25 protein-coding genes, 1 tRNA gene and 1 riboswitch are annotated in these 25214 nt (G+C 58.3%); of the genes, 9 read left to right on the top strand and 17 right to left on the bottom strand.

Annotation, left to right across the window (positions count from 1 at the left end):
- Positions 1-94 precede the first annotated feature (94 nt).
- Both AC1DCP_RS01845 and AC1DCP_RS01840 read left to right on the top strand, forming a co-directional pair.
- On the top strand, positions 95-361 hold the full coding sequence (locus AC1DCP_RS01845; RefSeq protein ID WP_003514949.1) for a DUF6460 domain-containing protein: 267 nt from the start codon (positions 95-97) through the stop codon (positions 359-361).
- 1 nt (position 362) lies between these two features.
- A complete protein-coding gene (locus AC1DCP_RS01840; protein ID WP_013635432.1) occupies positions 363-860 on the top strand; it encodes a CAP domain-containing protein in 498 nt (165 codons plus the stop codon).
- Positions 861-984: 124 nt separating this feature from the next.
- Here AC1DCP_RS01840 and AC1DCP_RS01835 read toward each other — a convergent pair whose 3' ends face one another.
- Positions 985-2076, bottom strand: a complete 1092-nt coding sequence (locus AC1DCP_RS01835; RefSeq protein WP_013635431.1) for a quinone-dependent dihydroorotate dehydrogenase — start codon at positions 2074-2076, stop codon at positions 985-987.
- Entirely contained in the window at positions 2076-2429 is a 354-nt protein-coding gene (locus tag AC1DCP_RS01830) for a DUF952 domain-containing protein (RefSeq protein ID WP_065688359.1), read from the bottom strand. The genes AC1DCP_RS01835 and AC1DCP_RS01830 overlap by 1 nt, the downstream gene beginning before the upstream one ends.
- A 244-nt stretch (positions 2430-2673) precedes the next feature.
- On the opposite strand from AC1DCP_RS01830, the gene AC1DCP_RS01825 reads away from it, so the two are divergent.
- The gene (locus AC1DCP_RS01825; RefSeq protein ID WP_003514945.1) at positions 2674-3324 is read left to right on the top strand and encodes a response regulator; all 651 of its coding nucleotides are present in this window, start codon (positions 2674-2676) and stop codon (positions 3322-3324) included.
- Positions 3325-3435: 111 nt separating this feature from the next.
- Positions 3436-4086: a S24 family peptidase gene (locus AC1DCP_RS01820; protein WP_003514944.1), complete on the top strand. Its 651-nt coding sequence runs from the start codon at positions 3436-3438 to the stop codon at positions 4084-4086.
- Between the two features lie 74 nt (positions 4087-4160).
- On the opposite strand, the gene AC1DCP_RS01815 is transcribed toward AC1DCP_RS01820, so the two are convergent.
- Positions 4161-4913 (bottom strand): polysaccharide deacetylase family protein, encoded by a 753-nt coding sequence (locus AC1DCP_RS01815; protein WP_065688360.1) that lies wholly within the window; start codon positions 4911-4913, stop codon positions 4161-4163.
- Between the two features lie 27 nt (positions 4914-4940).
- On the bottom strand, positions 4941-6236 hold the full coding sequence (gene uppY / locus AC1DCP_RS01810) for a Wzy-type polysaccharide biosynthesis protein UppY (protein WP_025592405.1): 1296 nt from the start codon (positions 6234-6236) through the stop codon (positions 4941-4943).
- A gap of 350 nt (positions 6237-6586) precedes the next feature.
- On the opposite strand from uppY, the gene uppX reads away from it, so the two are divergent.
- A complete protein-coding gene (uppX, locus tag AC1DCP_RS01805) occupies positions 6587-7813 on the top strand; it encodes a Wzx-type polysaccharide biosynthesis protein UppX (RefSeq protein WP_476774152.1) in 1227 nt (408 codons plus the stop codon).
- 40 nt (positions 7814-7853) lie between these two features.
- Here uppX and AC1DCP_RS01800 read toward each other — a convergent pair whose 3' ends face one another.
- A complete protein-coding gene (locus AC1DCP_RS01800) occupies positions 7854-8615 on the bottom strand; it encodes a transporter substrate-binding domain-containing protein (RefSeq protein WP_019564339.1) in 762 nt (253 codons plus the stop codon).
- A gap of 170 nt (positions 8616-8785) precedes the next feature.
- Between AC1DCP_RS01800 and AC1DCP_RS01795 the strand changes: the two genes are divergently transcribed.
- Positions 8786-10723, top strand: coding sequence for a glycosyltransferase family 2 protein (locus AC1DCP_RS01795; protein ID WP_162696112.1), 1938 nt, complete (start codon positions 8786-8788; stop codon positions 10721-10723).
- A gap of 135 nt (positions 10724-10858) precedes the next feature.
- Here AC1DCP_RS01795 and AC1DCP_RS01790 read toward each other — a convergent pair whose 3' ends face one another.
- The 4 genes from AC1DCP_RS01790 to AC1DCP_RS01775 all read right to left on the bottom strand — a co-directional run bounded on the left by AC1DCP_RS01790 (position 10859) and on the right by AC1DCP_RS01775 (position 13311).
- Positions 10859-11152 carry a hypothetical protein gene (locus AC1DCP_RS01790; protein WP_019564341.1) on the bottom strand — a complete coding sequence of 98 codons (294 nt, stop codon included), beginning with the start codon at positions 11150-11152 and terminating at the stop codon, positions 10859-10861.
- 90 nt (positions 11153-11242) lie between these two features.
- The gene (aqpZ, locus tag AC1DCP_RS01785; protein WP_065688362.1) at positions 11243-11929 is read right to left on the bottom strand and encodes an aquaporin Z; all 687 of its coding nucleotides are present in this window, start codon (positions 11927-11929) and stop codon (positions 11243-11245) included.
- A gap of 154 nt (positions 11930-12083) precedes the next feature.
- Positions 12084-12157: transfer RNA gene (locus AC1DCP_RS01780), tRNA-Gly, on the bottom strand.
- Positions 12158-12213: 56 nt separating this feature from the next.
- A complete protein-coding gene (locus tag AC1DCP_RS01775; RefSeq protein WP_065659892.1) occupies positions 12214-13311 on the bottom strand; it encodes a 2'-deoxycytidine 5'-triphosphate deaminase in 1098 nt (365 codons plus the stop codon).
- Positions 13312-13384: 73 nt separating this feature from the next.
- Positions 13385-13463, top strand: a riboswitch (SAM riboswitch).
- A 42-nt stretch (positions 13464-13505) separates the two neighbouring features.
- On the opposite strand from AC1DCP_RS01775, the gene AC1DCP_RS01770 reads away from it, so the two are divergent.
- On the top strand, positions 13506-14690 hold the full coding sequence (locus AC1DCP_RS01770) for an O-succinylhomoserine sulfhydrylase (protein ID WP_112153167.1): 1185 nt from the start codon (positions 13506-13508) through the stop codon (positions 14688-14690).
- A 235-nt stretch (positions 14691-14925) separates the two neighbouring features.
- Complete coding sequence (gene apaG, locus AC1DCP_RS01765) at positions 14926-15318, top strand: Co2+/Mg2+ efflux protein ApaG (protein WP_003514932.1); 393 nt, start codon at positions 14926-14928, stop codon at positions 15316-15318.
- A 38-nt stretch (positions 15319-15356) separates the two neighbouring features.
- Here the strand turns inward: apaG and AC1DCP_RS01760 are convergent, their stop codons facing one another.
- The 3 genes from AC1DCP_RS01760 to AC1DCP_RS01750 form a co-directional block, all read right to left on the bottom strand.
- Positions 15357-16346 carry an Hsp33 family molecular chaperone gene (locus AC1DCP_RS01760; RefSeq protein ID WP_065688364.1) on the bottom strand — a complete coding sequence of 330 codons (990 nt, stop codon included), beginning with the start codon at positions 16344-16346 and terminating at the stop codon, positions 15357-15359.
- 223 nt (positions 16347-16569) lie between these two features.
- Positions 16570-17487 carry an ornithine carbamoyltransferase gene (gene argF, locus AC1DCP_RS01755; RefSeq protein ID WP_003514928.1) on the bottom strand — a complete coding sequence of 306 codons (918 nt, stop codon included), beginning with the start codon at positions 17485-17487 and terminating at the stop codon, positions 16570-16572.
- 55 nt (positions 17488-17542) lie between these two features.
- The gene (locus AC1DCP_RS01750) at positions 17543-18745 is read right to left on the bottom strand and encodes an aspartate aminotransferase family protein (protein WP_003514925.1); all 1203 of its coding nucleotides are present in this window, start codon (positions 18743-18745) and stop codon (positions 17543-17545) included.
- A 430-nt stretch (positions 18746-19175) separates the two neighbouring features.
- Here AC1DCP_RS01750 and AC1DCP_RS01745 point away from each other — a divergent pair, with 430 nt between their 5' ends.
- A complete protein-coding gene (locus tag AC1DCP_RS01745; protein ID WP_003514924.1) occupies positions 19176-19709 on the top strand; it encodes a GcrA family cell cycle regulator in 534 nt (177 codons plus the stop codon).
- 299 nt (positions 19710-20008) lie between these two features.
- Here the strand turns inward: AC1DCP_RS01745 and phoB are convergent, their stop codons facing one another.
- The 5 genes from phoB to pstC all read right to left on the bottom strand — a co-directional run bounded on the left by phoB (position 20009) and on the right by pstC (position 25181).
- The gene (phoB, locus tag AC1DCP_RS01740) at positions 20009-20692 is read right to left on the bottom strand and encodes a phosphate regulon transcriptional regulator PhoB (RefSeq protein ID WP_003493692.1); all 684 of its coding nucleotides are present in this window, start codon (positions 20690-20692) and stop codon (positions 20009-20011) included.
- Between the two features lie 31 nt (positions 20693-20723).
- Complete coding sequence (gene phoU, locus AC1DCP_RS01735; RefSeq protein ID WP_003514921.1) at positions 20724-21449, bottom strand: phosphate signaling complex protein PhoU; 726 nt, start codon at positions 21447-21449, stop codon at positions 20724-20726.
- Positions 21450-21547: 98 nt separating this feature from the next.
- Positions 21548-22363: a phosphate ABC transporter ATP-binding protein PstB gene (pstB, locus tag AC1DCP_RS01730; protein WP_003514913.1), complete on the bottom strand. Its 816-nt coding sequence runs from the start codon at positions 22361-22363 to the stop codon at positions 21548-21550.
- Between the two features lie 14 nt (positions 22364-22377).
- Positions 22378-23700: a phosphate ABC transporter permease PstA gene (gene pstA / locus AC1DCP_RS01725; protein WP_003514911.1), complete on the bottom strand. Its 1323-nt coding sequence runs from the start codon at positions 23698-23700 to the stop codon at positions 22378-22380.
- Positions 23697-25181 (bottom strand): phosphate ABC transporter permease subunit PstC, encoded by a 1485-nt coding sequence (gene pstC, locus AC1DCP_RS01720; RefSeq protein ID WP_003514909.1) that lies wholly within the window; start codon positions 25179-25181, stop codon positions 23697-23699. The genes pstA and pstC overlap by 4 nt, the downstream gene beginning before the upstream one ends.
- Positions 25182-25214: the final 33 nt, after the last annotated feature.

The raw sequence follows: 25214 nt of genomic DNA, 5'->3' as shown, positions 1-25214 counted from the left end.
CTCATGGAATTGCGAATATGACGCGATATAGTGCACCGAAACTTGCATCGAAGCAGCGTGCTTCATATGTCAGGACAAAACAGGAGACTTGCTGATGGCCGGTGAGGTCAACAAAATGCTGGGTGATACGGTGGCCCGCACCGTGGTGAAGCTGCTGGTGGTTTCATTGCTCGTCGGCTTTCTGATGGCGATCTTCGGATTGACGCCATGGAATATCATCTATGGCGCACGCGACTTCGTGGTTGATCTGTGGCGCAGCGGTTTCCACGCGCTTGGCGCAATCGGCGACTATCTGATCCTTGGCGCGACGATCGTCATACCCATTTTCATCATCCTGCGCCTCCTGAGCTATCGCCGCTGACATGACCGACACATCTTTCCAGACGCTTACGCGGCGCGGCTTCGTGCTGATTTCCGCCGGTTCCGTTCTTTCCGCCTGTGTTTCCGTGCCTACAAACAAGGGCATGCCGTCAGGCACCCGCGATGAGACCGCGGCAGCGCTTCCAATGGTCAACGAGTTGCGCCGCTCGAAAGGGCTTTCGCCACTCTCCTTCAGTAGTGCGGCAAGTGGTGCGGCCGCTTATCAGGCCGGACGCATGGTCAAGGCGCAGAAGATGGCGCATCTGATCGGCCTGACCGACAGTTTCCTCATCCGCATGAAGGACGGCAATGTGCCGCTACCAGCAGCGGAAAACGTGGCGGCCGGGCAGGACAGCGTGGAGCGTGTCGTCAAGGCCTGGATCGGCTCGAAACATCATCTCGAAAACATGCTCGGACCATATAATGGCCTTGGCGTCGCGGTTGCCTATGATGCCGCAAGCCGCAACCGGCCCTACTGGGCGATGGTGCTCTGCGCGTGAGATAACGGGGGGCGCCCCCTCCACCCTCATTCCTGTCCCTGTTACAGGGATGAGGCAGGAGATAACACCACCACGATAAGCACTTATCTTAACCGACGCAGCGTCTCGACCGTTCAGGTCATCGTCATCCAAGCTTGCGGTCGGCCCAGCGGTCGACCGTGCTGTCGCGTAGGTCACGAATGGACTGCACACCTTCGCGAGAGACCAGCTTCGACAGGCCTTTGACGATGGACGACGGCAGGCCGGGGCCTTCATAGACCATGCAGGAATAGAGCTGAACCAGATCGGCCCCTGCCCTTACCTTTTCCAATGCCGTTTCCGGCGAAGAAACGCCACCCACGCCGATGATGGGCAGATTGCTGCCGACGCGCCGGCGCATCTTGGCGAGAACAGTGGTCGACAGCTCGAATAGCGGCTTGCCGGACAATCCACCCGCCTCACCCTTATGCGGACCGGGCCGCAGGCCTTCACGCGAGAGCGTGGTGTTGGAGACGATCAGGCCATCGAGATCATGGGCCAGCGCCTCTTCCGCCACGTCATCCAGCCCTTCCTCGGTCAGATCGGGCGCGATCTTCAGGAAGATCGGAATGCGTTTGCCAAAGCGTTCGGCTTCTGCCCTGCGGCGCTCCAGCACGGCGCCAAGAAGTGCCGCGAGGCTTTCGCGCGCCTGCAAGTCACGCAGACCCGGCGTATTGGGCGAAGAGATGTTGACGGTGAAATAGGATGCGACCGAATAAAAGGCCTCGATGCCCTGCACATAATCGGCGATGCGGTCTTCGCTGTCCTTGTTGGCACCGATATTGACGCCGACGATGCCGCGTAGCTGCGCCTGCTTCAGGCGCTCCAGCGCCGCGGCATGGCCTTCATTGTTGAAACCGAGGCGGTTGATAACGCCTTCATCCTCAACCAGACGGAAGATGCGCGGTTTGGGATTGCCGGATTGCCCACGCGGCGTGACGGTGCCGATTTCAGTAAAGCCGAAACCGAGCCTCAGAAGCGGTCCCGGGACTTCCGCATTCTTGTCGTAACCCGCCGCCATGCCGAGCGGATTGGGGAAAACGAGGCCTGCAACGGTCTGCTGCAGCCGCGGATCGTGCGGCACCATGCAGGTGGGCAGAAAGCCGCTTTTCAGCGCCGCCACGGACAGCCCATGTGCCTTTTCCGGATCGACAAGAAACAGGCCCTTGCGGCCGATTGAGGAAAATAATCCGCTCATCACAAAATCTCCGGAAACTGGTGCTGGCCATCGTGGCCAAGTGAAAGCGGCGTTTCCCAAAGCACGGCGGTCAAGGGAAGAGACGCATAGAGATGGGGGAAAAGATCGCCGCCTCTCGAGGGTTCATAAACCAGCTTTTCGCCAAGTGCTGCACCATCAACAGCGATCAGAAGCAGGTCGGTCTGGCCGGAAAAATGCCGGGCGGCAGTCTCGGCCGCCTGCTTTGCCGTTGAAAAATGAATGAACCCATCCGTCAGATCGATGGCGGCGCCTTTGAAGACGCCTTGTGCCCTGGCTGCATTCCACAACGTCTCCGGCACGATTTTATAAATGATCGCGGGCGTTTCGTGCATGGGGCTCTCCGAAGGCTTTCCAAGGCTTTTCAGTCTGGGCGGTTTGCCGCAAAGCGGGTCGATTGTCCACAGTTTCCACGGCATTTTTATTGCCGCGACGGCTGTTCCCAAGCTTTTTCTTGTAATACGCAACCGATTAGAGCAACCTTTCAGAAGAGGAGCCGGAAGCAGTCTAGACTGCCGGCAAACGGGAGTGCGCCATACCTTTCAAAGAACCGCATAACGCCCTTGGGAGGGGGCCAGAATGTCGGAACTTGTCATTATCATCGCAGACGACCACCCGCTTTTTCGCGGCGCCCTAAAACAGGCCGTATCCGGTCTCGACGGGCAGCAGACAATCATGGAAGCCGGCGATTTCGAGGCTGCCAGAAGTGCCGCGACGGCGTGCAACGACGCCGATCTGATGCTTCTGGACCTCGCCATGCCGGGTGTCAGCGGATTTTCAGGCCTGATGGCGCTGCGGGCGGAATTTTCCAGCCTGCCCATCGTCATCGTTTCGGCAACGGACGACGCGACCACTGTTCGCCGGTCCATCGAACTCGGCGCTTCCGGTTTTATTTCCAAATCCTCGGGCATCGACGATATCAGGGATGGCATTCGCGCGGTTCTTGAAGGCGATGTGTGGATACCGGCAAGCTGTCAGGGCGAAAAGGAGCATGATCCTGACGTGGCTGATCTCATCGGCCGGCTCAGAACGCTGACGCCGCAACAGAGCCGGGTTCTGGGTATGCTGGCCGAAGGCCTGCTGAACAAGCAGATCGCCTATGCGCTGAATGTTTCGGAAGCCACCATCAAGGCGCATGTCTCCGCTATTCTGTTGAAGCTCAAGGTCGATAGCCGTACACAGGCGGTGATACAGCTCAGCAAGATAAACACATCGGCCATGGTGGCATAATCGAGGATTTTATTCCTTTCTTTTCTTTACTCCTGACGGGATATGGTCTAGATTCCGCGGAGTAAACGACAGGAGCTTTTCCGCCACGGGCTCCACCTGCGGGCTTTCATCATGCTTTCACACGAGACGATCTGGAGCGCCATCGATACGCTTGCCAAACGTCACCAGCTGACGCCTTCGGCCTTGGCGAAGCGTGCCGGTCTCGATCCCACCTCGTTCAACAAATCGAAGCGTTTCGGCCCGGATGGCCGCAAACGCTGGCCTTCGACGGAATCGGTATCCAAGGTGCTGGAGGCGACGGGGGCAAGCGTCGACCAGTTTTTTGGTTATGCTTTCGGCAGGACGCAGACAATGCAGCCTTCAGGTGCGGACAATGCCATCCCCCTGCTCGGTTTTGCGCAGGCGGGCTCCGGCGGCTTTTTCGACGATGGCGGTTTTCCGGCCGGTCAAGGCTGGGATGTGGTGGAGTTCCCCTCTTCTCCCGAACGCAAGCAGGGCGTCTACGCGTTGGAAGTACAGGGCGAAAGCATGATGCCGCTTTACCGCGACGGCGATATCCTGATTGTGGAGCCGGGCGCGCAGGTGCGGCGCGGCGACCGCGTGGTGCTGAAAAGCCGTGACGGCGAAGTGATGGCCAAGGTGCTGGCGCGGCAAAGCCCCAAGAATATCGAGCTTCTGTCGCTCAATCCCGAACATCCGAACCGCAGCTTCGACATGGCCGATGTGGAATGGATCGCCCGCATCATCTGGGCCAGCCAATAGACACCCGCCATTGCGAAGACAGGCGTCCTGCTTGCCCGGGCACAACTCAGAGAGCAGGCGTCGATACTATCCCTTTACAGACCGAGTGACGTTGCCGCGGCATCAACCGTCATGATCTTCGCACCGCCGGAAGCTGCCCTGCGGACAAGGCTCTGAAGTTTGTCTTCCGGGCAACCGTAAAAGCTCGGTGTCTGCGAAACATCGTGGGTGAAAATGATGAGCCAGCCGCCATTTTGCAAAACATCCTCGAGCCAACGATCGGCGGCATCGAGATAGTTTTGATCGGGCCGCAATTCGACTGCGGCAAGATTGTACGGATCGATGCTGCCCCGGTTGATGCCGGGCATGACGCCGCGGGACGTCCTGAACCTGCGCCGCAACAGTGGCTGCATGAACGGCGAGGCCTTGCCGAAAGGAACGGAGAAATTCCGCCTGCCTCGGTTTTCGGCGAACGATGCCAGCACGGTTTCGTTGTGATCAAGATCCTCTTCAAGCCCGCGCCGTGAAAAGCTCGAGAGTTTGCGATGGGAAAAAGTATGGCAGGCAAGCTCGTGGCCGGCCGCTGCAAGTTCCGAACAGCCTTCGGTTGGAATCATGTCCTGCTGTTCATAGTGCTTGTCGATAAAAGTACCTGCGAGATAAAATGTCCCGCGAACACCCTCGCTTTCCAGAATGCGCGCGCCCCTCGTCCAAGCGCTCGCCGGCACATCATCGAATGTGAAGGAGACGATTGGTTCGGACGTTTTGATCAGCGACGCCGGTCCTGGAAAGTACTGCACCAGCCGGTTATTGATCCTGTCTGCAAATGTCCCGATTTTTTGTGTCATGCATAAGCCCCCCGGCCTGTCTGCAAATTACTGCCCCTGCTCAAGTATGTCGTACGCCTGATGCCTCAAACAATAGATTGCAATCAGTAGAGAAGACCAGATAGGCCCGGTTCCGGTAAAGAAATTACTCTCAAGACACGAAGAAAGCAGTGCATACACCCAAATTCTTGCAAAAAGCCGCGTTAATGCCGGATCGGTACCCTTGTTCACAGCTATACGAAAATCGTTTGCGGGTATGATGACGAGCCATATGACGATGAGAACAAAGGCCGGCAGGCCGCCATTCAGCAGGCTTTCGACAAAGCCGTTATGGGCATGGAAGGCGGTGACCGCCCAGGTGCCGGCAGTATCGGCCTGCGCCAGAAGCCGGTCACTCGTCCAGAATGCCTGAAAACCCTGCCCGAAGATCGGCGATTGCGCAAACGTGTCGAAGGACAGGCGCCATATATCCGTTCGGCCGGTAAAGGTGGAATCGATCCCCAGACTATCGACCACATGCCGTATGCTCGGAAAATAGGTGGAGCCGACCGCGAGGATGTTGAGGAAAGCCAGAAGACCTCCGATCATCAGCAATGTCCGACCGGCATGTCTTTCCATGACCCAGACCAGCGCAACAGTGACGGGCAACAGCATTGCTGCGGTTTTCCCGTTGGTTTTCCAGAGGAAGAACCCTGCCAGAAGCGTGATGACAATGCCGCCAACCGTCGACCAGCTATTGCGCAGGTAAAGCCCGATCATGACGAGAATGATCATGGCCGGAGCGGCGGCATTCTTGTGATTGAAGATGCCGCGCCAATCGCCGGCGAGCGCCGTTTCATCGAGATCGTAGGGCTGGTGGATCGAGCGCGAGCGCAGGAAGATCACCCCGAAGTAGCAGAGCGCCAGCAGGATGACGGCGAAGATGGCCATCATCCGGTCGAACTGCCGCCTGTCGCGCGGCATGACGACGAGGACACTGGTGATGAAGCACAGAAGGCCCGTAAAGAGCAAACGTTGCAGCGAAGTGCCAGGCTGGGAGCCAAGCACCGAACAAATCACCAGCCAGGAAAACAACAGCAGAATGGGCAGACGCGGCCGCAACAAAAGCCCCGTCAGCCGATGACGCAGGGCAAAAACACCCAGCATCAGCGCAATCACCAGCCCGGTCAGCTGGTTCGCGGCGGCGTGCGGCACGGGTGCAGCCGCAAGATTTTCAAAAGGCGCAACGGAAATCCAGATATAAAGCATCGTGACGACGAAAAAAATCGCGTCGCGACGGCCGCCCGTAAGCGACATGCTGTTGCTTTGTACAGGAATGGACTGCGTATCAGTAAAAGGCGGCATCGTCGGCCACATCGAAAAAGGATAATCGGATCATTGGCCTGCCTTGTGACGAACAACGAAACCCTTTTTGAAACCGGGCCATGTCCAAATAACCATAACAGTCATTATCATCATTATTATACAATTGCTTTAACCCTCTCTTACCTCAAGAAGGCTAAGACTGGGCAACTGCCATTCATAGAGGTCGACGGCCTTCGAATTATTGCCCCCTTGCCGGGTTTTTCAGTTCATCAATTTTAAGAACACGGCAGTTATCTTGAATTCGCCCGGCGACGCCGGAAAGCACGGAGAATAAGGTGTCGTTGAATACGCCGCGGTTCAGCCATCTAGTCAGACTGGGATTGACCTATATGGCATCCGGCGGGGCGCTTTTGATGTCCAGCGCCGCCCAGCTTTTGACCTTCGCCCTGCTTGCCCGCCATCTCGGCGTGGAACAATTCGCGCTCTATGCCTCGATCACGGCCGTGACCAATCTCGGCGTACAGATTTGTGGTTTCGGTTCGCAGGAATCGCTGATCCGCCGCGTGGCGCAGGATCGCAGCATGTTTCCCGTGATGCTCGGCCACAGCTATCTCTTGAGCGCCGCTACCGGCATTGTGTTGACCATCATCGGCATGGTCACGATCCCGGTGTTTTTCCCGACGTCGGAAACATTGCTGCATACCCTCATCACCACTTTCGTGATCCTGGTGACGAACCTCATCCTTCTGAAAGTCATTTCGCTTTCGACCCAAAGCTTCATCGCCCATTCCGACTTCGCCTCCGCCAACAAGCTGGAAGTGATGTTCGCCGTTGCCCGCACAATTGCCGCCGTGGTCGCCTGTCTCATCTTCAAGGTGGAGACGGTGGAGGCCTGGGCCCTGTGGAACCTGGCTGCCCATACAATTGCGGCAGTGATTTCGCTGAAGGCGATTGGCAGGCTCGGTCGGCCGGTTTTCCGGATCGTTCGCGATGAAATCCGCATCGGCATCCTGTTTTCCACCCAGTTCCTGTTCAAGGCCGTGCGTGGCAATGCCGATATTCTCGTTCTCGGTGCCGTTGCCAGCGCCGAGGTTCTGGGCAGCTACTCCATTGCCCGGCGAATTCTCGACAGCTCATACCTCTCCGTCGAGGCTCTGAACCGGCTGATCTATCCGGGGTCGGCCTCAGCCGCCCTGCAGGGTATCGGAAAGACCATAGAGCGCGCTTATAATGTGCTGAAGGCAGCGCTTGTCATCGCAGTCGGCAGCRCGCTGGTCATCTTCATCATCGCACCCTTCCTGCCGCTACTGTTCGGCGACGAATACGTCTCGCTGCCGATCATCACCCGTATCCTTTGCTGGGTCGTGCTGCCGATGGCCGTTGCGGCAACCGCGCTTGAGGCGCTTGGCGCATCCGGACGGCAGGATATCCGCGCCAAGATATGGAACAGCGGCAATCTCATCGGCTCCGTTATCGTCGCCTTCCTCACCTGGTCGTTCAGCATTTCGGGAACGATCGGCAGCTATTTCTTCGTGGAAGCCGCCATCGCCGCCGCCGTTTGGATCGCTCTTTTGCGATTGCGGCGCAACGAAGAAGCCTTTGCGCCCGCCAAATAGAACGTCATCCGGGCCCCGATCCGAGTGAAACCGGATTTCTCTAATAAAGCCCGTAGGGGAAATAACGCCGGTAGATTTCTTCCAGCCGGCCATTGCGCGAAAGTGCGGCAAGCGCCTGATCAAAGGCCGGTACAAGCACATCGTCCGGATCAACTGCCATGATGGAAAGGCCTTCGCCAAGAAATCTGTCGGATAAATAAGGTCCGCCGAAAAGCGCACAGCAAGCACCGGACGCGCTTCCCGAAACCCAGAAAGGCAGGCGCAGCCCATCCGCAAAAACCGCGTCCACCTTGCCCGTCTTCAACGCCTCATACATGGGTTCGTAACCATTAAAGCCTTCGGCCGAGGCTTTGGGAAAAAATGCCTTGAGCATCTGTTCGTGCCGCGAGCCCGTGACCACACCCACCTTCTTTCCCGACAGGGCATCTGCGCCGGAGCCAGTGAATTTCGCCGCCTTGTTGACGGCAAGACGCGCGGGCAACAGCAGATAGGGTCGCGAGAAGGTGAAACTCTTTCGCAGATCGGCGGTGGTGGCAATGCCGGAAATCACCGCTTCGCCCTCTCCCATTTCCAGCGCTGCCTCCAGCTCGTCAAACGGCAGTGCCTGCACCTGGCATTTGCTCTCAACCTTCAGCTGGGCGCAGATTTCGCGCACCAGATCGACATGAAAACCGGCAAGCCGGCCTTCCTGATCGGTAAAATTGAAGGGTGGGAAATCGACCGACATCAAAAACCTGATCCGGGGCACGGAGGACAGATCGCCACCCGGAAACCGCTCCTGCGCATCAAACAGCACCGGCATGCGGTTTCTGTCCGAGAGACCTTCCGCGTGAAGTTCTCCCAAATTACCACCGAATTGTAAAGCGATAGCTAAAGTAAAACCAATAACTATATTTCGCGTTACATTCATCATTCTCATCTATACTATCCGTAGCAAGAAGCAGGGCGTTACCATGGCGGCGGCAGCGATGCATGGATTATTTTAGGCACTATACACGAGAATCGTTCCGCACGACGTCAGCGGGGCGAAAAATTGCGTTTTCGCTCATCGGCGACAATCCACTTTGGACAGCGCCCGAACCGGACGAGCATGGGCCAACACGCTTTCTCTCTTCGCTGGGGTTCGGCAAACCTTACATCGCTGCATTCGAAGAGCAGGCCCTCAAAAACGGCTCAACCGTGGAAGACGAATTGCTGGCGAGCGGCCTAGTCGATGCGGATGCGTATTACGGTGCTTTTGCCAGATTGTTGCGATTGCCGTTTCGACCGGAAATCGATCCGGGTCGTGTGGCAGACATCAATCACCTGGACGCGCAACTAGCCGAACCACGGCTCCTGCGGTTGACACCGCTGAATGGTAAGCCAGTGCTGCTGATCGTGCCGGAACTGGCAAGGATGGAATTGCTGAAAGGTATCCTCGATCAGCGTCCGTATCTTCTTGAAGAACTTGCCGTGACCACGCCACAGGCCATGCGCAGCGCGATCTGGAAGGCGGGCGAAGCACGCCGCTGCCGAGACACGCGACATCAGCTTTTCAACGCGGCGCCACAGCATTCCGCAAGGATCACGCTGCATGGCGAGCAGGGTTTTGTCAGCGGCATTTTCGTTACCCTGCTCGTTCTGTCGCTACTGTTTTATACGCAGGCGGCCCTGGCCTATATTCACGTCACCCTCACGATGCTTTATCTCTCCACCTTGCTTTTCAGGTTGTTTGCACTCGTCCATACGCCAAAAGGAAACGATGCGAAAACCGTCATACCACTCCAGCAGGACGGGGAGCTGCCGGTCTACACTATTCTTATGCCGCTTTATCGCGAAGAGGCGGTCGTTGAGCAGCTCATTCATGCGCTGGAGCGGCTGGACTGGCCCAAATCCCGGCTCGATATCAAGCTCGTATGCGAGGCAGACGACGTAGCGACGATCGAGGCCATCCAGCGGATAAATCCCGGTCCGCATATCGAGATCGTCAGGGTGCCGCCATCCATGCCACGCACGAAGCCCAAGGCCCTGACCTATGCGCTTTCCGGCGCGCGTGGCACTTTCGTTGCCGTTTACGACGCCGAGGACCGGCCGCATCCGCTGCAATTGCGCGAGGCCTATGCCGCCTTCCGCGACCAGCCGGACGAGGTGGCCTGTGTGCAGGCGCCGCTTATTATCAGCAATGCCAGCTCCTCCTGGCTCAGCGCCTGTTTCGCACTGGAATATTCCGGCCTTTTCCGCTGCATGTTGCCCGTTCTTGCAGCGTGCAAGCTGCCGCTGCCGCTTGGCGGCACCTCCAACCATTTTCGCACCGCCGTGTTACGCCGGGTGGGAGGATGGGACCCGTATAATGTGACGGAAGATGCCGATATGGGCCTCCGGCTGCACAGGCTGGGTTATCGCTGCGGTGTCATCCGGCGGCAGACACTGGAGGATGCTCCGACCTCCCTTTCCGTCTGGCTGAACCAGCGCGCGCGTTGGTACAAGGGCTGGCTGCAAAGCTGGCTGGTCATGACCCGCTCGCCCTTCACGACCGCGCGCCGCATGGGATGGATCGCCTATATCGTCTTTCAGCTGCTGATCGGCGGCATGCTTCTGTCGTCGCTGGCCCATCCCTTGCTGTTTGTTTCCTTCGCCTTCATGGCCATAGCAATCCGGGAAAACGGCGCGGATATGCTGCTTTCCTGGCAGGGCATTCTGTTTTTCATCGATACGCTGAATATTTTCGGAAGCTACGCGATCTTCGTACTGATGGGCAGAAACAGGATGATAGCTCATGAGAAACAACAGGTCGGACGGCGCTGGTTGGCGATCCCGCTTTACTGGCTGATGCTGTCACTCGCCGCATGGCGCGCCGTGGTGGAATTGAAAACCAAGCCGTTCGTCTGGAACAAGACGCCGCATATGCCGGTCATCAGGAACAAGGCCTGAGAGAAAATTCTACAAACGAATTCCAGCTCCGTCAGCGCCGCCACAGCGGATATGGCACAAACCAAAATGCCTTGCCGAACGAGGCTTCTCCACCGGCAAGGTTTATCGCTTCGCAACAAGATCGGCCGAGCGGCTCTATTTGGTAACGAGCTTGTTCTTGATAAGGCCCACAATGATCTGGACAATCAGGCCGCCGACGCCGCCGCCAACAAGCTGGCCGGCAAGAGCGCCTATATCCATGCCGCCGGCGGCAGCAGTTCCCGCCGTCCCGAGCAGCGATCCGAGCACGGTTCCTCCGCCGATGCCGCCAATAGCGCCGGCAATCAGGTTGCCGAGCGCACCGAGATCAGAATCCTTGAGTATTTTTCCGCCGGCCGAACCGCCAACCGCACCGCCGACAATTTGGGCCAATATCGAAGTAAGATCCATGTCATCCTCCTCACAGGTTTCCCCGACCATTCGGGGAAACAATGCTTCCCATTCATGTCTGTTCGGGCCGGAGAAAGCGGGCCTTGAGCCTTAGTCTTTCTCGCCGAAAAGTTTCCAGACCACGGCGCCGATTGCGCCGCCGAGGATCGGAGCGAGCCAGAACAGCCAGAGCTGTTGCAGCGCCCATCCACCAACAAACAACGCCTGTCCCGTCGAGCGGGCCGGATTGACGGATGTGTTGGTGACCGGAATGGAGATCAGATGAATAAGTGTGAGAGCAAGGCCGATTGCGATCGGCGCAAAACCAGTGGGAACCCTGCCATGCGTCGATCCCAGAATGACGATCAGGAAAAATGCCGTCAAAATGACTTCGATCAGCAGCGCCGACACGAGCGAATATCCACCCGGCGAATATTCCCCGTAACCATTTGCGGCAAAACCGCCAATATCGGCACCGGCTTTGCCGGTAAGGATGACATAAAGCGCCCCCGCCGCGACGATCGCACCCAGAACCTGCGCCACTATGTAAGGAACGAGGTTCGATGCCGGAAATTTGCCAGCAACGGACAGACCGACGGAAACGGCCGGATTAAAATGACCGCCCGAAATACCCCCGACCGTATAGGCCATGGTCAAAACCGTCAGACCGAAAGCGAAAGCGACACCAAGAAAGCCAATGCCGAGTTCAGGGAAAGCAGCGGCAAAAACCGCACTGCCGCAACCTCCGAACACGAGCCAGAAAGTGCCAAGAAATTCCGACAGAAGCTTGCGACTCATAACACTCCCCCAATAATGTTACGACCGCATCAACTATTACGTGCAATTTAATTGTAGTCAAGCTAAATCGCATAGTCGCACGTTTGCCGCAGCGATGGCGGTGACATGCGCGCTTTTGGCTGGCCAAGAAGTTGTTTGGATTGCCTTGAAAATATGGAGCGGGTGAAGGGAATCGAACCCTCGTATTCAGCTTGGGAAGCTGCTGCTCTACCATTGAGCTACACCCGCGCCGCGCACAAGACATCGGACAGTTCTTATCGGGTGTCAAGCACCCGACAGGATCATTACTCCGCGCGGAAATGCTTGGAGAGCTTCAGGCCCTGTGCCTGATAGTTGGAGCCAAGGCCGCTACCGTAGAGGCCATCAGGTTTTTGCAACATGTGCTCGTAAACCAGCCGGCCGACGATCTGGCCGTGTTCGAGGATGAAGGGCACCTCGTGGCTGCGCACCTCGAGAACGGCGCGGCTGCCCGTGCCGCCCGCCTGCGCATGGCCGAAGCCTGGATCGAAGAAGCCCGCATAATGCACGCGGAACTCGCCCACCAAGGGATCGAAGGGTGTCATTTCGGCCGCATAAAGTGGCGGTACATGCACGGCTTCACGCGAAACGAGAATATAGAACTCATCCGGATCGAGGATCAGTTCGGCACGGCCGCGGGCGTATAGAGGTTCCCAGAAATCGAGAACATCGTGCTGAGCCTTTTTGTCGACATCTACCACCGCTGTGTGATGCTTGCCGCGATAGCCGATCAGCCCTTTTTCGCCAAAACCCTTTAGATCGATGGAAAGCGCGATGCCGCCGCCGGTCACATTAGGGGTTTCGCTGGCGACCAGCATCTCCGTCTCGTGCAATTTCAGAAGCTCGGCTTCGTTGAGCAACGAGTGGCCGATGCGGAAACGGATTTGCGAGAGGCGCGAGCCACGGCGCACGACGACCGGGAAGGTGCGCGGGCTGATTTCCAGATAGAGCGGGCCGGCATAGCCCGCGGGTATCTTGTCGAATTCCTGCGCATTGTCGGTCATGACGCGGGTGAAGATATCAAGACGCCCCGTCGAGCTTTTCGGATTGGCCGAAGCCGACATATCCGCCGGCAGCTCCAGGCTCTCCATCAAGGGCACGATGTAGACGCAACCGGTTTCCAGCACCGCCCCCTCGCTCAGATCGACCTCATGCAGGCTGAAGCGGTTGAGCTTGTCGATGACTCGGGTTCCGGGGCCGGGCATGAAACTGGCGCGCACGCGATAGGCTTTGGAGCCCAGTCGCAGATCGAGGCTCGCGGGTTGCACCTGATCGACATCGAGATCAGCCTCGCTTCTCAGCTTGCCGCCCGCAAACAGCGCCCTGATCGCGCCATCCGCCAAAATGCCCGTGGTTCTGGTCATGATCATCATTCCTTTTTACGGCGACAAAACCAAAAGGAAAGCATTGACGCAAGCCGGTAACGGCAGTATGGCAAGCTTATCCCGTGGTGATTTGGCCGGTCGGCTTGCAGCCACGTTAAACAAGTGGCTAAAAAGACCGGGTGCTAGGAACCGGTCTGCTTTTGCGACCGGTTTTTTTGTTTTGAGGTGATCACATGAGCAATAAATGGCGCCCGGCAACCCAGCTCGTTCACGGTGGTACGCTACGCTCACCCTATGGTGAGACGTCGGAAGCGATCTATCTGACCCAGGGTTTCGTTTACGAAAACTCCGAAGCCGCCGAAGCGCGCTTCAAGGGCGAAACGGATGGCTTCATCTATGCCCGCTATGCAAGCCCGACCAATGACATGTTCGAAAAGCGCATGTGCCTGCTGGAAGGTGCGGAAGACGCCCGTGCGCTTGCCTCCGGCATGGCCGCCGTGACAGCCGCCATCATGTGCCAGCTGCGTGCCGGCGATCACATCGTTGCTGCCCGCGCGCTTTTTGGCTCCTGCCGTTGGGTGGTAGAAACGCTTGCACCCAAATACGGCATCGAGTGCACGCTGATCGACGGACGCGATCTCAACAATTGGGAAAAGGCGATCCAGCCGAACACCAAGCTGTTTTTCCTCGAAAGCCCGACCAACCCGACGCTCGAAGTGGTGGATATTGCCGGTGTGGCGAAGCTCGCCAACCAGATCGGCGCGAAAGTGGTTGTCGACAATGTTTTCGCCACACCGCTTTTCCAGAAGCCACTCGAACTCGGCGCCCATATCGTCGTTTATTCGGCGACGAAGCATATTGACGGTCAGGGCCGTTGCCTTGGCGGCGTGATCCTTTCCGACAAGAAGTGGATTGAGGAAGAGCTGCAGGACTATTTCCGCCACACCGGCCCAGCCATGTCGCCGTTCAATGCCTGGACGCTGCTGAAGGGCATCGAAACCCTGCCGCTGCGTGTCAAGCAGCAGACGGCCAATGCCTCGAAGATCGCCGATTTCCTCGTCGACAGCAGCAAGGTTGCCAAAGTGATCTATCCGGGCCGCGCCGACCATCCGCAGGCAGACATCATCGCGCGGCAGATGTCGGGCGGCTCGACGCTCGTGGCTTTCGAACTGAAGGGTGGCAAGGAAGCGGCATTCGCACTGCAGAACGCGCTTGATATCGTGAAGATTTCCAACAATCTCGGCGATGCCAAGAGCCTCATTACCCACCCTGGCACGACGACGCACAAGAACCTGACCGACGAGGCGCGCGCCGAACTGGGTATTTCCGGCGGGACCTTGCGTCTTTCCTGCGGTATCGAAGATACGGACGATCTGCTGGAAGATCTGGCGAAGGGTCTTGCGGCCGTTTCAGTTTAAGGATTCAATCGACATATCGCCATGGCCCGACTTCCCGTCGGGCCATGGCACACATCCCGCCTGGGTGAAAGCCCGCGTCTGGCAACCAATATTTACCTTTACCGTTATCCCTAACCGTGAAAAAACGGCGCAACAGAAGATGCGCGTGGTCGTCAAGTCATTCATTTTCTTGACGATAGCCAGAACCTGTAGTGTAGGATGATGGCAGCAGGGAAAATATCGAGGTGTGGCGCGTATGTATCGTGCTCTGACAAGGGATATCGAGGTAACGGTCGATCCGTATTATCTCGAGGAGCAGTCCGACCCGGATGACGATCGTTATGTCTGGGGCTATAAAGTCGTGATCTCGAACAATTCCGATGTTCCGATAACACTCGTCAACCGCTATTGGCACATCACCGACCAGAACGGACAGGTGGATGAGGTCTACGGGCCGGGTGTCGTCGGCGAAAAACCGCATCTGAACCCCGGCGACAGTTACGAATATTCATCCGGCTGCCCGCTGGATACGCCGTCAGGCCTTATGTTTGGCCATTATGAAATGGAAACGGACAAAGGCGAGGTGTTCAACGTCACCATCCCCGCCTTTTCACTGGATTCACCCGGCCTGTTGCGGGTGCTGAACTGACAAAAAAGCCGCGCCATTCACAAGCGCGGCTCTCCTCGTCAGACGTGTTCAAACTCGCTGACATCGTAACGATAGGTCGTGGAGCAGAACTCGCACGTCACGGCAATCGCACCGTCTTCCTCACTCGCCTTGATCTCTTCAGCGGTGAAACCGGACAGCACACCCTTGATCTTGTCCCGTGAACAGCTGCAACGGTCGAAAATGACCTGCGGATCGTAGATGCGCACGCCGCTCTCGTGGAAAAGCCTGTAAAGCAGACGCTCCACTGGCACCTGCGGATCGGTCAGCTCGTCGGTATCCACCGTATTCAGCAGCGACACTGCCTCTGTCCAGGCATCGTCCTCCGCCACTTCATAATCGCCCTCGTCGCCGTCACCGCCATGGAGATCGCGCATGCGCAAACGCTCGGGCGCCTGCGGCAGGAACTGGGCAATCACGCCGCCTGCACGCCAGCTATGGCGCGGCTTGCCTTCGCCGTCACGGTCGAAGAACTGGGCAACGCCGAGGCGCACGCGGGTGGGAAGCTGTTCCGACTGACGGAAATAAACCCCGGCGATTTCTTCCAGCGAAGAACCGTCCAGCGGCACGATGCCCTGATAAGGCTGCATGCCGACGCCCTGATCGATGGTGAAGGCCAGAATGCCGGTTCCGAGCAATTGTTCGGGCGAGGTTTGCCCCGCAGCAACAGCTTCCGCCAGCCGCTCCTCATCGAAACGAGCATAAGCGCGCATGCTCTCGGGCGCGGTGAAATCCGCCACCAGAAGGTCAACCGGGCCGTCGCCCTTGGTCTGCACAGTCAGCTTGCCGGAAAATTTCAGGGATGTGCCGATCAGCGCCGTCAGAACCGTTGCTTCCGCGAGCAGGCGGGCGACAATCTCGGGATATTCGTGACGTTCGAGGATGGCATTCAACAGCGGCCCGACCTGTACGGCGCGACCGCGCACGTCCAGACCTTCGACCTGAAAGGGCACAACCTTGTCGTCGCCAGCTAAATCGAGATTGTCCAGTTCAACCGTTACATCTGCCATGTCATAACTCCTTGGCGCAGCCGTTGCGCCGCTACCGTCCAAAAGTCCGGCTTTTAAAATGTACTTTTTCAGCTTGTCGCACAGAGATCCGGCAAGCGAAACTGCCTCCGGGGAAAATCGTGCAAATCGTGAGGTGGCCCGCCAGCGAAAAGCCGACGAGCGTCTTCGAAGCCCCACAAATGGGAATGTGCATCGCCGAGTTCAAGCACCCGGCCGATAGCGGTCAGATGACGCCCATGCACCAGGCGATAATGGACTTCTGCGCATGGAGCCGGTTTTCCGCCTCGTCGAAGACCACCGATTGCGGCCCGTCGATCACTGCATCCGTTACTTCCTCGCCGCGGTGCGCCGGCAGGCAGTGCATGAACAGCGCTTCCTTGTTGGCCTTCGCCATCAGCGCTTCATTGACCTGATAAGGCTGGAAGATATTGTGGCCGCGCGCCTTGTGTTCCTGGTTCATGGACACCCAGGTATCGGTGACGACGCAATCAGCGCCCGCCACTGCCTTGTCGGCATCGTGGTACAGCGAGATTTCGCCGCCATTGTTGCGTGCCCAGTTCAGGAACTTGTCGTGCGGTTCCGAACCCATCGGTACTGCCATCGCCATGCGGTAACCGAAACGGGCGGAGCCTTCCACGAACGAATGCAGCACATTATTGCCGTCACCCGTCCAGGCAATGGTCTTGCCCTTGACCGGGCCGCGATGTTCCTCGAACGTCAATATATCCGCCATGATCTGGCAGGGATGCGTGTCGTCCGTCAGGCCATTGATAACAGGCACGGTGGCGTGTTCGGCAAGCTCGAGCAGACGCGAGTGATCCGTGGTGCGGATCATGATGGCATCGACATAGCGCGACAGCACCTTGGCCGTATCGCCAATCGTTTCCGCGCGGCCCAGCTGCATTTCCGTGCCCGACAGGAAAAGGGTCTCACCGCCGAGCTGGCGCATGCCGACATCGAAGGAGACGCGGGTGCGTGTGGACGGTTTTTCGAAAATCATTGCCAGCATCTTGCCGGCAAGCGGCTTTTCCGCCGTGCCGGTTTTGGTGGCAATCTTGCGCGTGCGCGCATCATCAAGAATTGTCCGCAGATCCTCCGACCCGACGGCCGAGAGGTCCAGAAAATGTTTTGGTGAACCCATTCTAATCTGTCCCATGCTTGCGAGCCCCCTGAAGAGAGGCCCGCTCTTGATTTTTTCAGGCGCTTTTTGCCTGTTTCGCAACCGTCAGGGAAGCGGCAGCCGCGTCGATACGTGCAAGACCCTCACGGGCCTCTTCCGCCGTGGTGACGAGCGGCGGCAGAAGACGGATGACATTGTCGCCCGCAGGCACGCCAAGCAGATGCTCTGCGCGCATGGCCTGCAGCAATTCGCCCGAAGGAATCTTCGCCTTGATGCCCAGAAGCAGGCCTTCGCCGCGAATTTCGTCGATCACGTCAGGATAACGGTCCTTGAGCGAGGCCAGACCCTGCCGGAAGACCAGCGCGACGTCACGGACCTTCTCGAGAAAACCTTCGGAGAGAACGACGTCAAGCACGGCATTGCCGACTGCCATGGCCAGCGGGTTGCCGCCATAGGTGGTGCCATGTACGCCCGCCGTCATGCCGGAAGCGGCATCTGCCGTGGCAAGGCATGCGCCGAGCGGGAAACCGCCACCGATACCCTTGGCGACCGCCATGATATCGGGCGCAACACCGGTATGTTCATAAGCAAACAGCTTGCCTGTGCGGCCGACACCCGTCTGGACCTCATCGAAAATCAGCAGCAGGCCGTGCTCGTCGCACAATCCGCGCAGAATTTGCAGGAATTCCTTGCTGGGCGAGCGAATGCCGCCCTCGCCCTGGATGGGCTCGATCAGAAGTGCTGCAGTCTCAGCCGTGATGACGGCCTTGAGGGCATCGACATCACCGAACGGAACCTGATCGAAACCTTCGACCTTGGGACCGAAACCTTCGAGGTATTTCTGCTGGCCACCCGCGGCGATCGTCGCCAGTGTACGGCCATGGAAAGCGCCTTCGAAGGACACGATGCGGAACTTCTCCGGATGGCCCTTGGTATAGTGATAACGGCGGGCGGTCTTGATGGCGCATTCCAGGGCTTCCGCGCCTGAATTTGTGAAGAATACCTTGTCCGCGAAAGTCGCTTCCGTCAGGCGCCTGGCGAGTTTTTCCTGTCCCGGTACTTCATAAAGGTTCGAGACGTGCCAGACCTTCTCGGCCTGCGTCTTGATCGCATCAACGAGGTGAGGATGGGCGTGGCCCAGCGAGTTGACAGCAACACCGGCCGCAAAATCCAGATATCGCTCGCCGCTTTCCGTGAACAGCCATACACCCTCACCGCGCTCGAAGCGCAAGGGGGCTCTTGAAAACGTATCAAACAATGGCGCGCCGGCTTCGGCCATGGCTGTATCACTCCTTGCGCAGATGCGCTGTCAAACTGTTGTCAATAGGCTTGCGGGGTTATCCCTCGCCTGAAAATCAAAATGCCGCCTTGCGGCGGCAGGGGCACTATTGTCACTTCGTTTGCCGATGTCAACAAAAGTCAGCGTTTCCCGGGCTTCTCAAGCACTAGTATGCGGCGGCGGGCCAGCCCCAAGGTGTTGCCTTTCAGACTCAATACGCCAGCAAGTTGGGGAAAACCGGAAAATCGATTCCAGATGATTCCCGCGACTCTTGCCACGGAGTCGGGCTGGCACTAGGTTAATCGCTAATTACTAGACTGCATTGCGGCGGAACTAGTCACCGAAAATCAGGCGGAAACCACGCTTGCGGCATGCGCGCGAGACGGAGAGGGATTCTGCCGAAAATACACGCGACAAGCGGAGAAGCGGCATGAACTGGACAGACGAACGAGTCGAAAAGCTCAAGAAATTGTGGTCCGAGGGCCTTAGCGCCAGCCAGATTGCAGCGCAGCTGGGCGGCGTCAGCCGTAATGCCGTGATCGGCAAGGTCCATCGTCTCAATCTGCCGGGACGCGTCAAGGCTGGCGGTCCAGTGACTTCGGCACGCTCCGCGCCGAAGCGCACCGCTGCCCCTGCCCCGCGTGCGACGACTTTCGCAGGTCGCGTCAACGCGGCACCGGCACGCATCCTCACCCGTTCGAACGCGGCAACGGCGCTGCACGAGGAGATCGATATCGAGACCGCGCAGGTTCTCGATTACGTTCCTTCCAAGAACGTTGTCACGCCGATTTCCCGTCGCCTGACGCTGACGGAACTGACCGAGCGCACCTGCAAATGGCCGGTTGGCGATCCGCTGAAGGACGACTTCCATTTCTGCGGTTGTGAAGCGCTGGAATCTTCGCCCTATTGCAAGTTCCATGCGAAACTCGCCTACCAGCCGGTGAGCGAGCGCCGCAAGGCTTGAGTGTTGCGGCACGCATTCAGCACTCAAAAATTACGGGCCTTCGGGCCCGTTTTTTTATGACAAAAATAAAGCCGCTTTCTGGGCGGCTTGATGGCAGGCCTCACCCTTTCCCCTTACCATCGGGCGTGACCCTTCAATCCGGATTTCAACGCGCCGCCGATCTCCTCCGGTCAAAACGGACAATGGCATCGAGTTTGGCGGATATTCATATTGAAAAAGCCCGAAATCGTTTCAGATTTCGGGCTTCCTGATTTTTTGGTGCACTACTTCGCCAGCGAAACTATCTGGTTCCGCATCGCTCAGGCTTCCATCGAATATCCCGCACCACGCACCGTGCGGATGACATCCTGCATGTGCGAGAAATTCAGGGCCTTGCGCAGACGTCCGACATGCACATCGACAGTACGCTCGTCGACATAGATATCATGACCCCAGACGCCATCCAGCAATTGCGAGCGGGAAAACACCCGACCCGGCGACGTCATCAGGAATTCCAGCAAGCGGAATTCCGTCGGGCCGAGGCGCACTTCGCGGCTTTTGCGGTGAACGCGATGGGTCTCGCGGTCCAGTTCGATATCGCCGCATTTGAGCACCGACGACAGAACCTCCGGACGGGCCCGGCGCAACATGGCCTTGACCCGGGCCATGAGTTCCGGCGTCGAGAACGGCTTGACGACATAATCGTCAGCGCCGGTAGCGAGACCGCGAACCCGTTCGCTCTCTTCGCCACGCGCCGTCAGCATGATGATGGGCAGGCGTTCTGTTTCCGGCCGCATTCTCAAGCGCCGGCACAGTTCGATACCGGAGACACCGGGCAACATCCAGTCCAGGATGAGAAGATCCGGAATGCGCTCCTGCAGCCTGATTTCCGCCTCATCGCCACGGGGTATCGTGTCGACGTCGTATCCCTCAGCCTCGAGATTGTAACGAAGCAGGACGCTCAGCGCTTCCTCGTCTTCCACAACTGCAATCTTGGGCACCATATGCTGAACTCCGCAAGCTTCTGCTTGTCTGTTACTCGGTCACCGAACCAAGCGTGTTGGAACTGTCGTCCTTCGGACGCTCGCCCTCCGGCTGGCTGCCAGTGGTCATGTAATAGATCGTCTCTGCGATATTCGTCGCATGATCGCCGATACGCTCGATGTTCTTGGCGCAGAACAGAAGATGCGTGCAGGTGGTGATGTTGCGCGGGTCTTCCATCATGTAGGTCAGAAGCTCCCGGAAGAGCGACGTGTACATGGCATCGATTTCCTCGTCGCGTTCACGGATCGCATTGGCCTTTTCGGCGGAACGCGTGGAATAGACGTCGAGGACTTCCTTGAGCTGCACCAGCGCCAGGTCGGACAGATGCTCGATGCCGCGGGCGAGCTTGCGCGGAACGCCGGTGCCGGCGACAGCGATAACGCGCTTGGCCGTGTTCTTGCCAAGATCGCCGACGCGTTCGAGATCGGCGGCGATACGCAGGGTGCCGATGATCTCGCGAAGGTCTGCCGCCATCGGCTGACGCTTGGCGATGGTTACGATCGCCTTGTCGCCAATTTCGCGCTCAGCATGGTCGAGAATGGTATCGTCCGAAATGACCTTCTGCGCGAGCGCAGCATCGGAATTGACGAGTGCGCGCACGGCGTCACCGCACATCTGCTCGGCAAGACCGCCCATTTCGGCGATGCGGCGCGTCAGAAACTTCAGTTCGTCGTCATAGGCAGACAGGATATGCGAATGGGTCGTTGTCTGTGTCATGGTCTATTCCTCCGGCTTGGCCTGCATGCGCGTGCCCAACAGCGGGGCACGGCAGAGGCACCAGTCTTGTACGGTTACGATAAAGCACCGGCCGGGGATCAGCCGAAGCGGCCCATGATGTAGTCCTGCGTGCGCTGGTCGTCCGGATTGGTGAACATCTTGTCGGTTTCGTTTTCTTCGACAAGGTGACCAAGATGGAACATGGCCGTACGCTGGGAAACGCGCGCCGCCTGCTGCATGGAGTGCGTGACGATGACGATGGTGTAGTTGGTGCGCAGTTCGTGGATGAGTTCCTCGACCTTCGCAGTCGCGATCGGATCCAACGCCGAGCACGGCTCGTCCATCAGGATCACTTCCGGGCTGACGGCAACCGCGCGTGCGATGCACAGACGCTGCTGCTGGCCACCGGAGAGGCCCGTGCCGGATTCCAGCAAACGATCCTTCACCTCGTTCCAGAGACCCGCTTTCTGCAGGCTATGCTCGACGATCTGGTCCATATCCGCCTTGTTGCGGGCGAGACCGTGGATACGCGGGCCGTAGGCGATGTTCTCATAAATCGTCTTCGGAAACGGGTTCGGCTTCTGGAACACCATGCCGACGCGGGCACGCAGTTCCACGACGTCGATCTGCTGATCGTAGATATCGTCGGTATCGAGCGTGATCTTGCCGGTGACCCGGCAACCGTCGATCGTGTCGTTCATGCGGTTCAAGGTGCGCAGGAAAGTGGATTTACCGCAACCGGACGGGCCGATAAGTGCAGTCACCGTGTTTTCGCGGACATTGAGGTTCACGTCGTAAAGCGCGCGCTTTTCGCCGTAATAAACCGAAACATCCTTGCCGATCATCTTGTATGAGACTTCATTCATTTTCTTGTCCAGCGCCTTTTCAACTGCTGCTTCCGACAACATGTTCATTGCTCTAGCTCCCTCTACCAGCGCCGCTCAAAGCGGCGACGCAACAGGATTGCGCCAACATTCATGAGAATGAGGAACAGAAGCAGGATGATGATAGCGCCAGATGTCCGTTCGACAAAGGCACGCTCAGCTTCGTTCGCCCACATGTAAATCTGCACCGGCAGGGCCGTGGACGGATCCATAGGCGTTGTCGGATAGTTCGCGACGAATGCCACCATGCCGATCAGAAGCAGCGGCGCCGTTTCGCCCAGTGCGTGGGCGAGACCGATGATGGTGCCGGTCAGAATGCCAGGCATTGCCAGCGGCAGGACGTGATGGAAAATCGTCTGCATCTTGGAAGCGCCAAGACCGAGTGCGGCGGCGCGGATCGACGGCGGCACGGCCTTCAATGCAGCGCGGGTGGCGATGATGATCGTCGGCAGGGTCATCAGCGTCAGGACGAGGCCGCCGACCAGCGAGGCCGAGCGTGGAAAGCCCATGAAGTTGATGAAGACGGAGAGACCGAGCAGACCGTAAACAATGGAGGGAACAGCCGCCAGATTGTTGATGTTGACCTCGATAAGGTCCGTCAAACGGTTCTTGGGGGCAAATTCCTCCAGATAGATGGAGGCCGCAACACCGATCGGCAGCGACAGCACCAGCACGATCAGCATCATGTAGAACGAGCCGATCAGCGCAACGCCAACACCCGCGGCTTCCGGACGGCTCGAAGCGCCGTTGACGAAGATGCCGGTATTGAAATGCTTGCCAAGCTGTCCGCTTTCCACGAGCTGGTTCATCCAGCCGAGCTGCTGGTTCGAGATGCGGCGGTTTGCTTCATCCCCCGACATGTCGACCTGGCCCTTGAAGGCGCTGTCGACATCACCCGACGCCAGAAGCGTGACGCTGCGCGTGGTGCCGATGACGGACGGATCGGCGACGACGATATCACGCAGCTGGGTGCGTACGCTGTCGGAGATCATGACGTTGACGGCGCGAAGACCGGCCTTATCCGTCGGCGCGACGCCGAGAACCTTGGCCACCGCATCACGGGCGAGGACGGGGTAGTTGGCCGTCATCAGCTTTGCCGGATTGGTTGCGCGCTCGTTCTTTGGATCGATGATCAGTTCGGAAAACTCGACCGGAACGGTGATCATCGTCTGCTGGAAGGCGGTGTGACCCTTGGATACGACCGACCAGAGCAGCAGAAAGAGGAAGATGAGGCCGAACGAGATTGCTGCCAATCCATAGGCGCGGAAGCGGCGTTCAGCAGCATAGCGACGCTTGATGCCGATATCACGGCGCGTGGCCTTGTTCACGGCGGCAGCACCGGCCGCCGGGGAAACGATGTCGGTCATTCATATTGCTCCCGGTATTTGCGCACGATGTAAAGCGCGTAGATATTCAGGCAAAGCGTGATTGCAAAAAGAGTTATGCCCAGCGCGAAGGCCACCAGCGTTTGCGGCGAGGTAAACTCAAGGTCACCCGTCAGCTGGCTGACAATCTTGACCGTCACTGTTGTCATGGGTTCGAAGGGGTTGAGCTGCAGGCGGGCAGCGACACCAGCCGCAAGAACCACGATCATGGTCTCGCCGATCGCACGCGACGCCGTCATCAGCACGGCGCCGACGATGCCGGGAAGAGCGGCGGGAAGGATGACCTTCTTGATGGTTTCAGAGCGCGTGGCGCCGAGACCGAGAGAGCCATCGCGCAGCGAACGCGGCACGGCGGTGATGATGTCGTCAGACAGCGACGAAACATAAGGGATCAGCATGATGCCCATGACGAAGCCGGCGGTGATGACGCTCTGCGCCTGGATGAAGTTGGCGTAGTTGCCTGTCGCAAGACCGCTGATCTGCGTGGAAATGTCTCGCAGGAAAGGACCAACGGTCGTCAGCGCGAAGAAGCCGTAGACGATTGTCGGGATGCCCGCGAGCACCTCGAGCAGCGGCTTTACTATCGAGCGAAGGCGCGGCGTCGCATATTCCGACATATAGATCGCAGAAAACAGCCCGACCGGAACGGCGACCAGCATGGCGACGAAACCAATATAGAGCGTGCCGGCGAGCAGCGGGATCAGGCCGAACTGGCCGGAAGAGTCGGTCGCACCGGCAGCGGCAAAACGCGGATCCCACACCGTTCCGAAGAAGAACTGGTGCGCCGGAACCATGGTGAAGAACTGGATTGCTTCTGAAAGCATCGAAAGGACGATGCCGATGGTCGTCAGGATGGCGATGGACGACGCGACGACCAGAGCCGCGAGAATGACCCGCTCCACCCTGTTGCGCGCCCGAAAACGCGGCGCGATTGAACGCAGTGCATAAGCGGCACCGGCGAATGCGGCCAGCAGCACGGTGGCGATCATGCCCAGGCGGCTGGTGGAGGTCATCGCATTCAGCGTCTGGGCGGCATCGACCATGAAACGCTGGGGTTCGCCGGCAATTGCCACGCCCTTCGATGCAAGAAGCGATCTTACCGCAGCCGTATCCGCATCAACCTTTGCGGTTTCTTCCGGCGTCAGACGCTGAAGACCGCGGGCGATGGACGTTACCATGCCATAGGTCAGGCTCTGCTGCGCTTCGGATTGGGAGCGCACATCTTCGGGAAATTCGCCACGCACCGCAGAGGTAACGATCAGCGGGCTGATAACAAGCCAGATACAGAGAATGAGCGCTGCAGGCAGCACCGCCCAGACGACAGCGTAGGAACCGTGATAACCGGCACGGGAATGCATGCTGGAGGGACGCCCACCAGACAAAGCAACGGCGCGGCGGCTGCCGAGCAGATAACTGCCGATGCCGATCAACACCAGTATCAGCAAAAGGATCGATGTGTTCATTAGAGTTCCCTCGTCGTGCCTCAAGAGCACGGT

Source organism: Agrobacterium sp. 10T429 (genome assembly GCF_056393925.1).
The sequence above is the reverse complement of the archived record's forward strand: the minus strand, read 5'-3'. Positions and strand labels throughout refer to the sequence as shown.

Bases quoted from the DNA above. Each gene is read 5' to 3' on its own strand.
- uppY (WP_025592405.1), bottom strand. From the start codon at position 6,236: ATGCCGCCTTTTACTGATACGCAGTCCATTCCTGTACAAAGCAACAGC.
- argF (WP_003514928.1), bottom strand. From the start codon at position 17,487: ATGGGTTCACCAAAACATTTTCTGGACCTCTCGGCCGTCGGGTCGGAG.
- AC1DCP_RS01840 (WP_013635432.1), top strand. From the start codon at position 363: ATGACCGACACATCTTTCCAGACGCTTACGCGGCGCGGCTTCGTGCTG.
- AC1DCP_RS01845 (WP_003514949.1), top strand. From the start codon at position 95: ATGGCCGGTGAGGTCAACAAAATGCTGGGTGATACGGTGGCCCGCACC.
- AC1DCP_RS01795 (WP_162696112.1), top strand. From the start codon at position 8,786: ATGGATTATTTTAGGCACTATACACGAGAATCGTTCCGCACGACGTCA.
- apaG (WP_003514932.1), top strand. From the start codon at position 14,926: ATGTATCGTGCTCTGACAAGGGATATCGAGGTAACGGTCGATCCGTAT.
- pstC (WP_003514909.1), bottom strand. From the start codon at position 25,181: ATGAACACATCGATCCTTTTGCTGATACTGGTGTTGATCGGCATCGGC.
- AC1DCP_RS01835 (WP_013635431.1), bottom strand. From the start codon at position 2,076: ATGAGCGGATTATTTTCCTCAATCGGCCGCAAGGGCCTGTTTCTTGTC.
- AC1DCP_RS01820 (WP_003514944.1), top strand. From the start codon at position 3,436: ATGCTTTCACACGAGACGATCTGGAGCGCCATCGATACGCTTGCCAAA.
- phoU (WP_003514921.1), bottom strand. From the start codon at position 21,449: ATGACACAGACAACGACCCATTCGCATATCCTGTCTGCCTATGACGAC.
- AC1DCP_RS01830 (WP_065688359.1), bottom strand. From the start codon at position 2,429: ATGCACGAAACGCCCGCGATCATTTATAAAATCGTGCCGGAGACGTTG.
- AC1DCP_RS01745 (WP_003514924.1), top strand. From the start codon at position 19,176: ATGAACTGGACAGACGAACGAGTCGAAAAGCTCAAGAAATTGTGGTCC.
- pstB (WP_003514913.1), bottom strand. From the start codon at position 22,363: ATGAACATGTTGTCGGAAGCAGCAGTTGAAAAGGCGCTGGACAAGAAA.
- AC1DCP_RS01790 (WP_019564341.1), bottom strand. From the start codon at position 11,152: ATGGATCTTACTTCGATATTGGCCCAAATTGTCGGCGGTGCGGTTGGC.
- AC1DCP_RS01750 (WP_003514925.1), bottom strand. From the start codon at position 18,745: ATGGCCGAAGCCGGCGCGCCATTGTTTGATACGTTTTCAAGAGCCCCC.
- AC1DCP_RS01815 (WP_065688360.1), bottom strand. From the start codon at position 4,913: ATGACACAAAAAATCGGGACATTTGCAGACAGGATCAATAACCGGCTG.
- AC1DCP_RS01775 (WP_065659892.1), bottom strand. From the start codon at position 13,311: ATGACCAGAACCACGGGCATTTTGGCGGATGGCGCGATCAGGGCGCTG.
- phoB (WP_003493692.1), bottom strand. From the start codon at position 20,692: ATGGTGCCCAAGATTGCAGTTGTGGAAGACGAGGAAGCGCTGAGCGTC.
- pstA (WP_003514911.1), bottom strand. From the start codon at position 23,700: ATGACCGACATCGTTTCCCCGGCGGCCGGTGCTGCCGCCGTGAACAAG.
- AC1DCP_RS01760 (WP_065688364.1), bottom strand. From the start codon at position 16,346: ATGGCAGATGTAACGGTTGAACTGGACAATCTCGATTTAGCTGGCGAC.
- AC1DCP_RS01770 (WP_112153167.1), top strand. From the start codon at position 13,506: ATGAGCAATAAATGGCGCCCGGCAACCCAGCTCGTTCACGGTGGTACG.
- AC1DCP_RS01800 (WP_019564339.1), bottom strand. From the start codon at position 8,615: ATGCCGGTGCTGTTTGATGCGCAGGAGCGGTTTCCGGGTGGCGATCTG.
- aqpZ (WP_065688362.1), bottom strand. From the start codon at position 11,929: ATGAGTCGCAAGCTTCTGTCGGAATTTCTTGGCACTTTCTGGCTCGTG.
- AC1DCP_RS01825 (WP_003514945.1), top strand. From the start codon at position 2,674: ATGTCGGAACTTGTCATTATCATCGCAGACGACCACCCGCTTTTTCGC.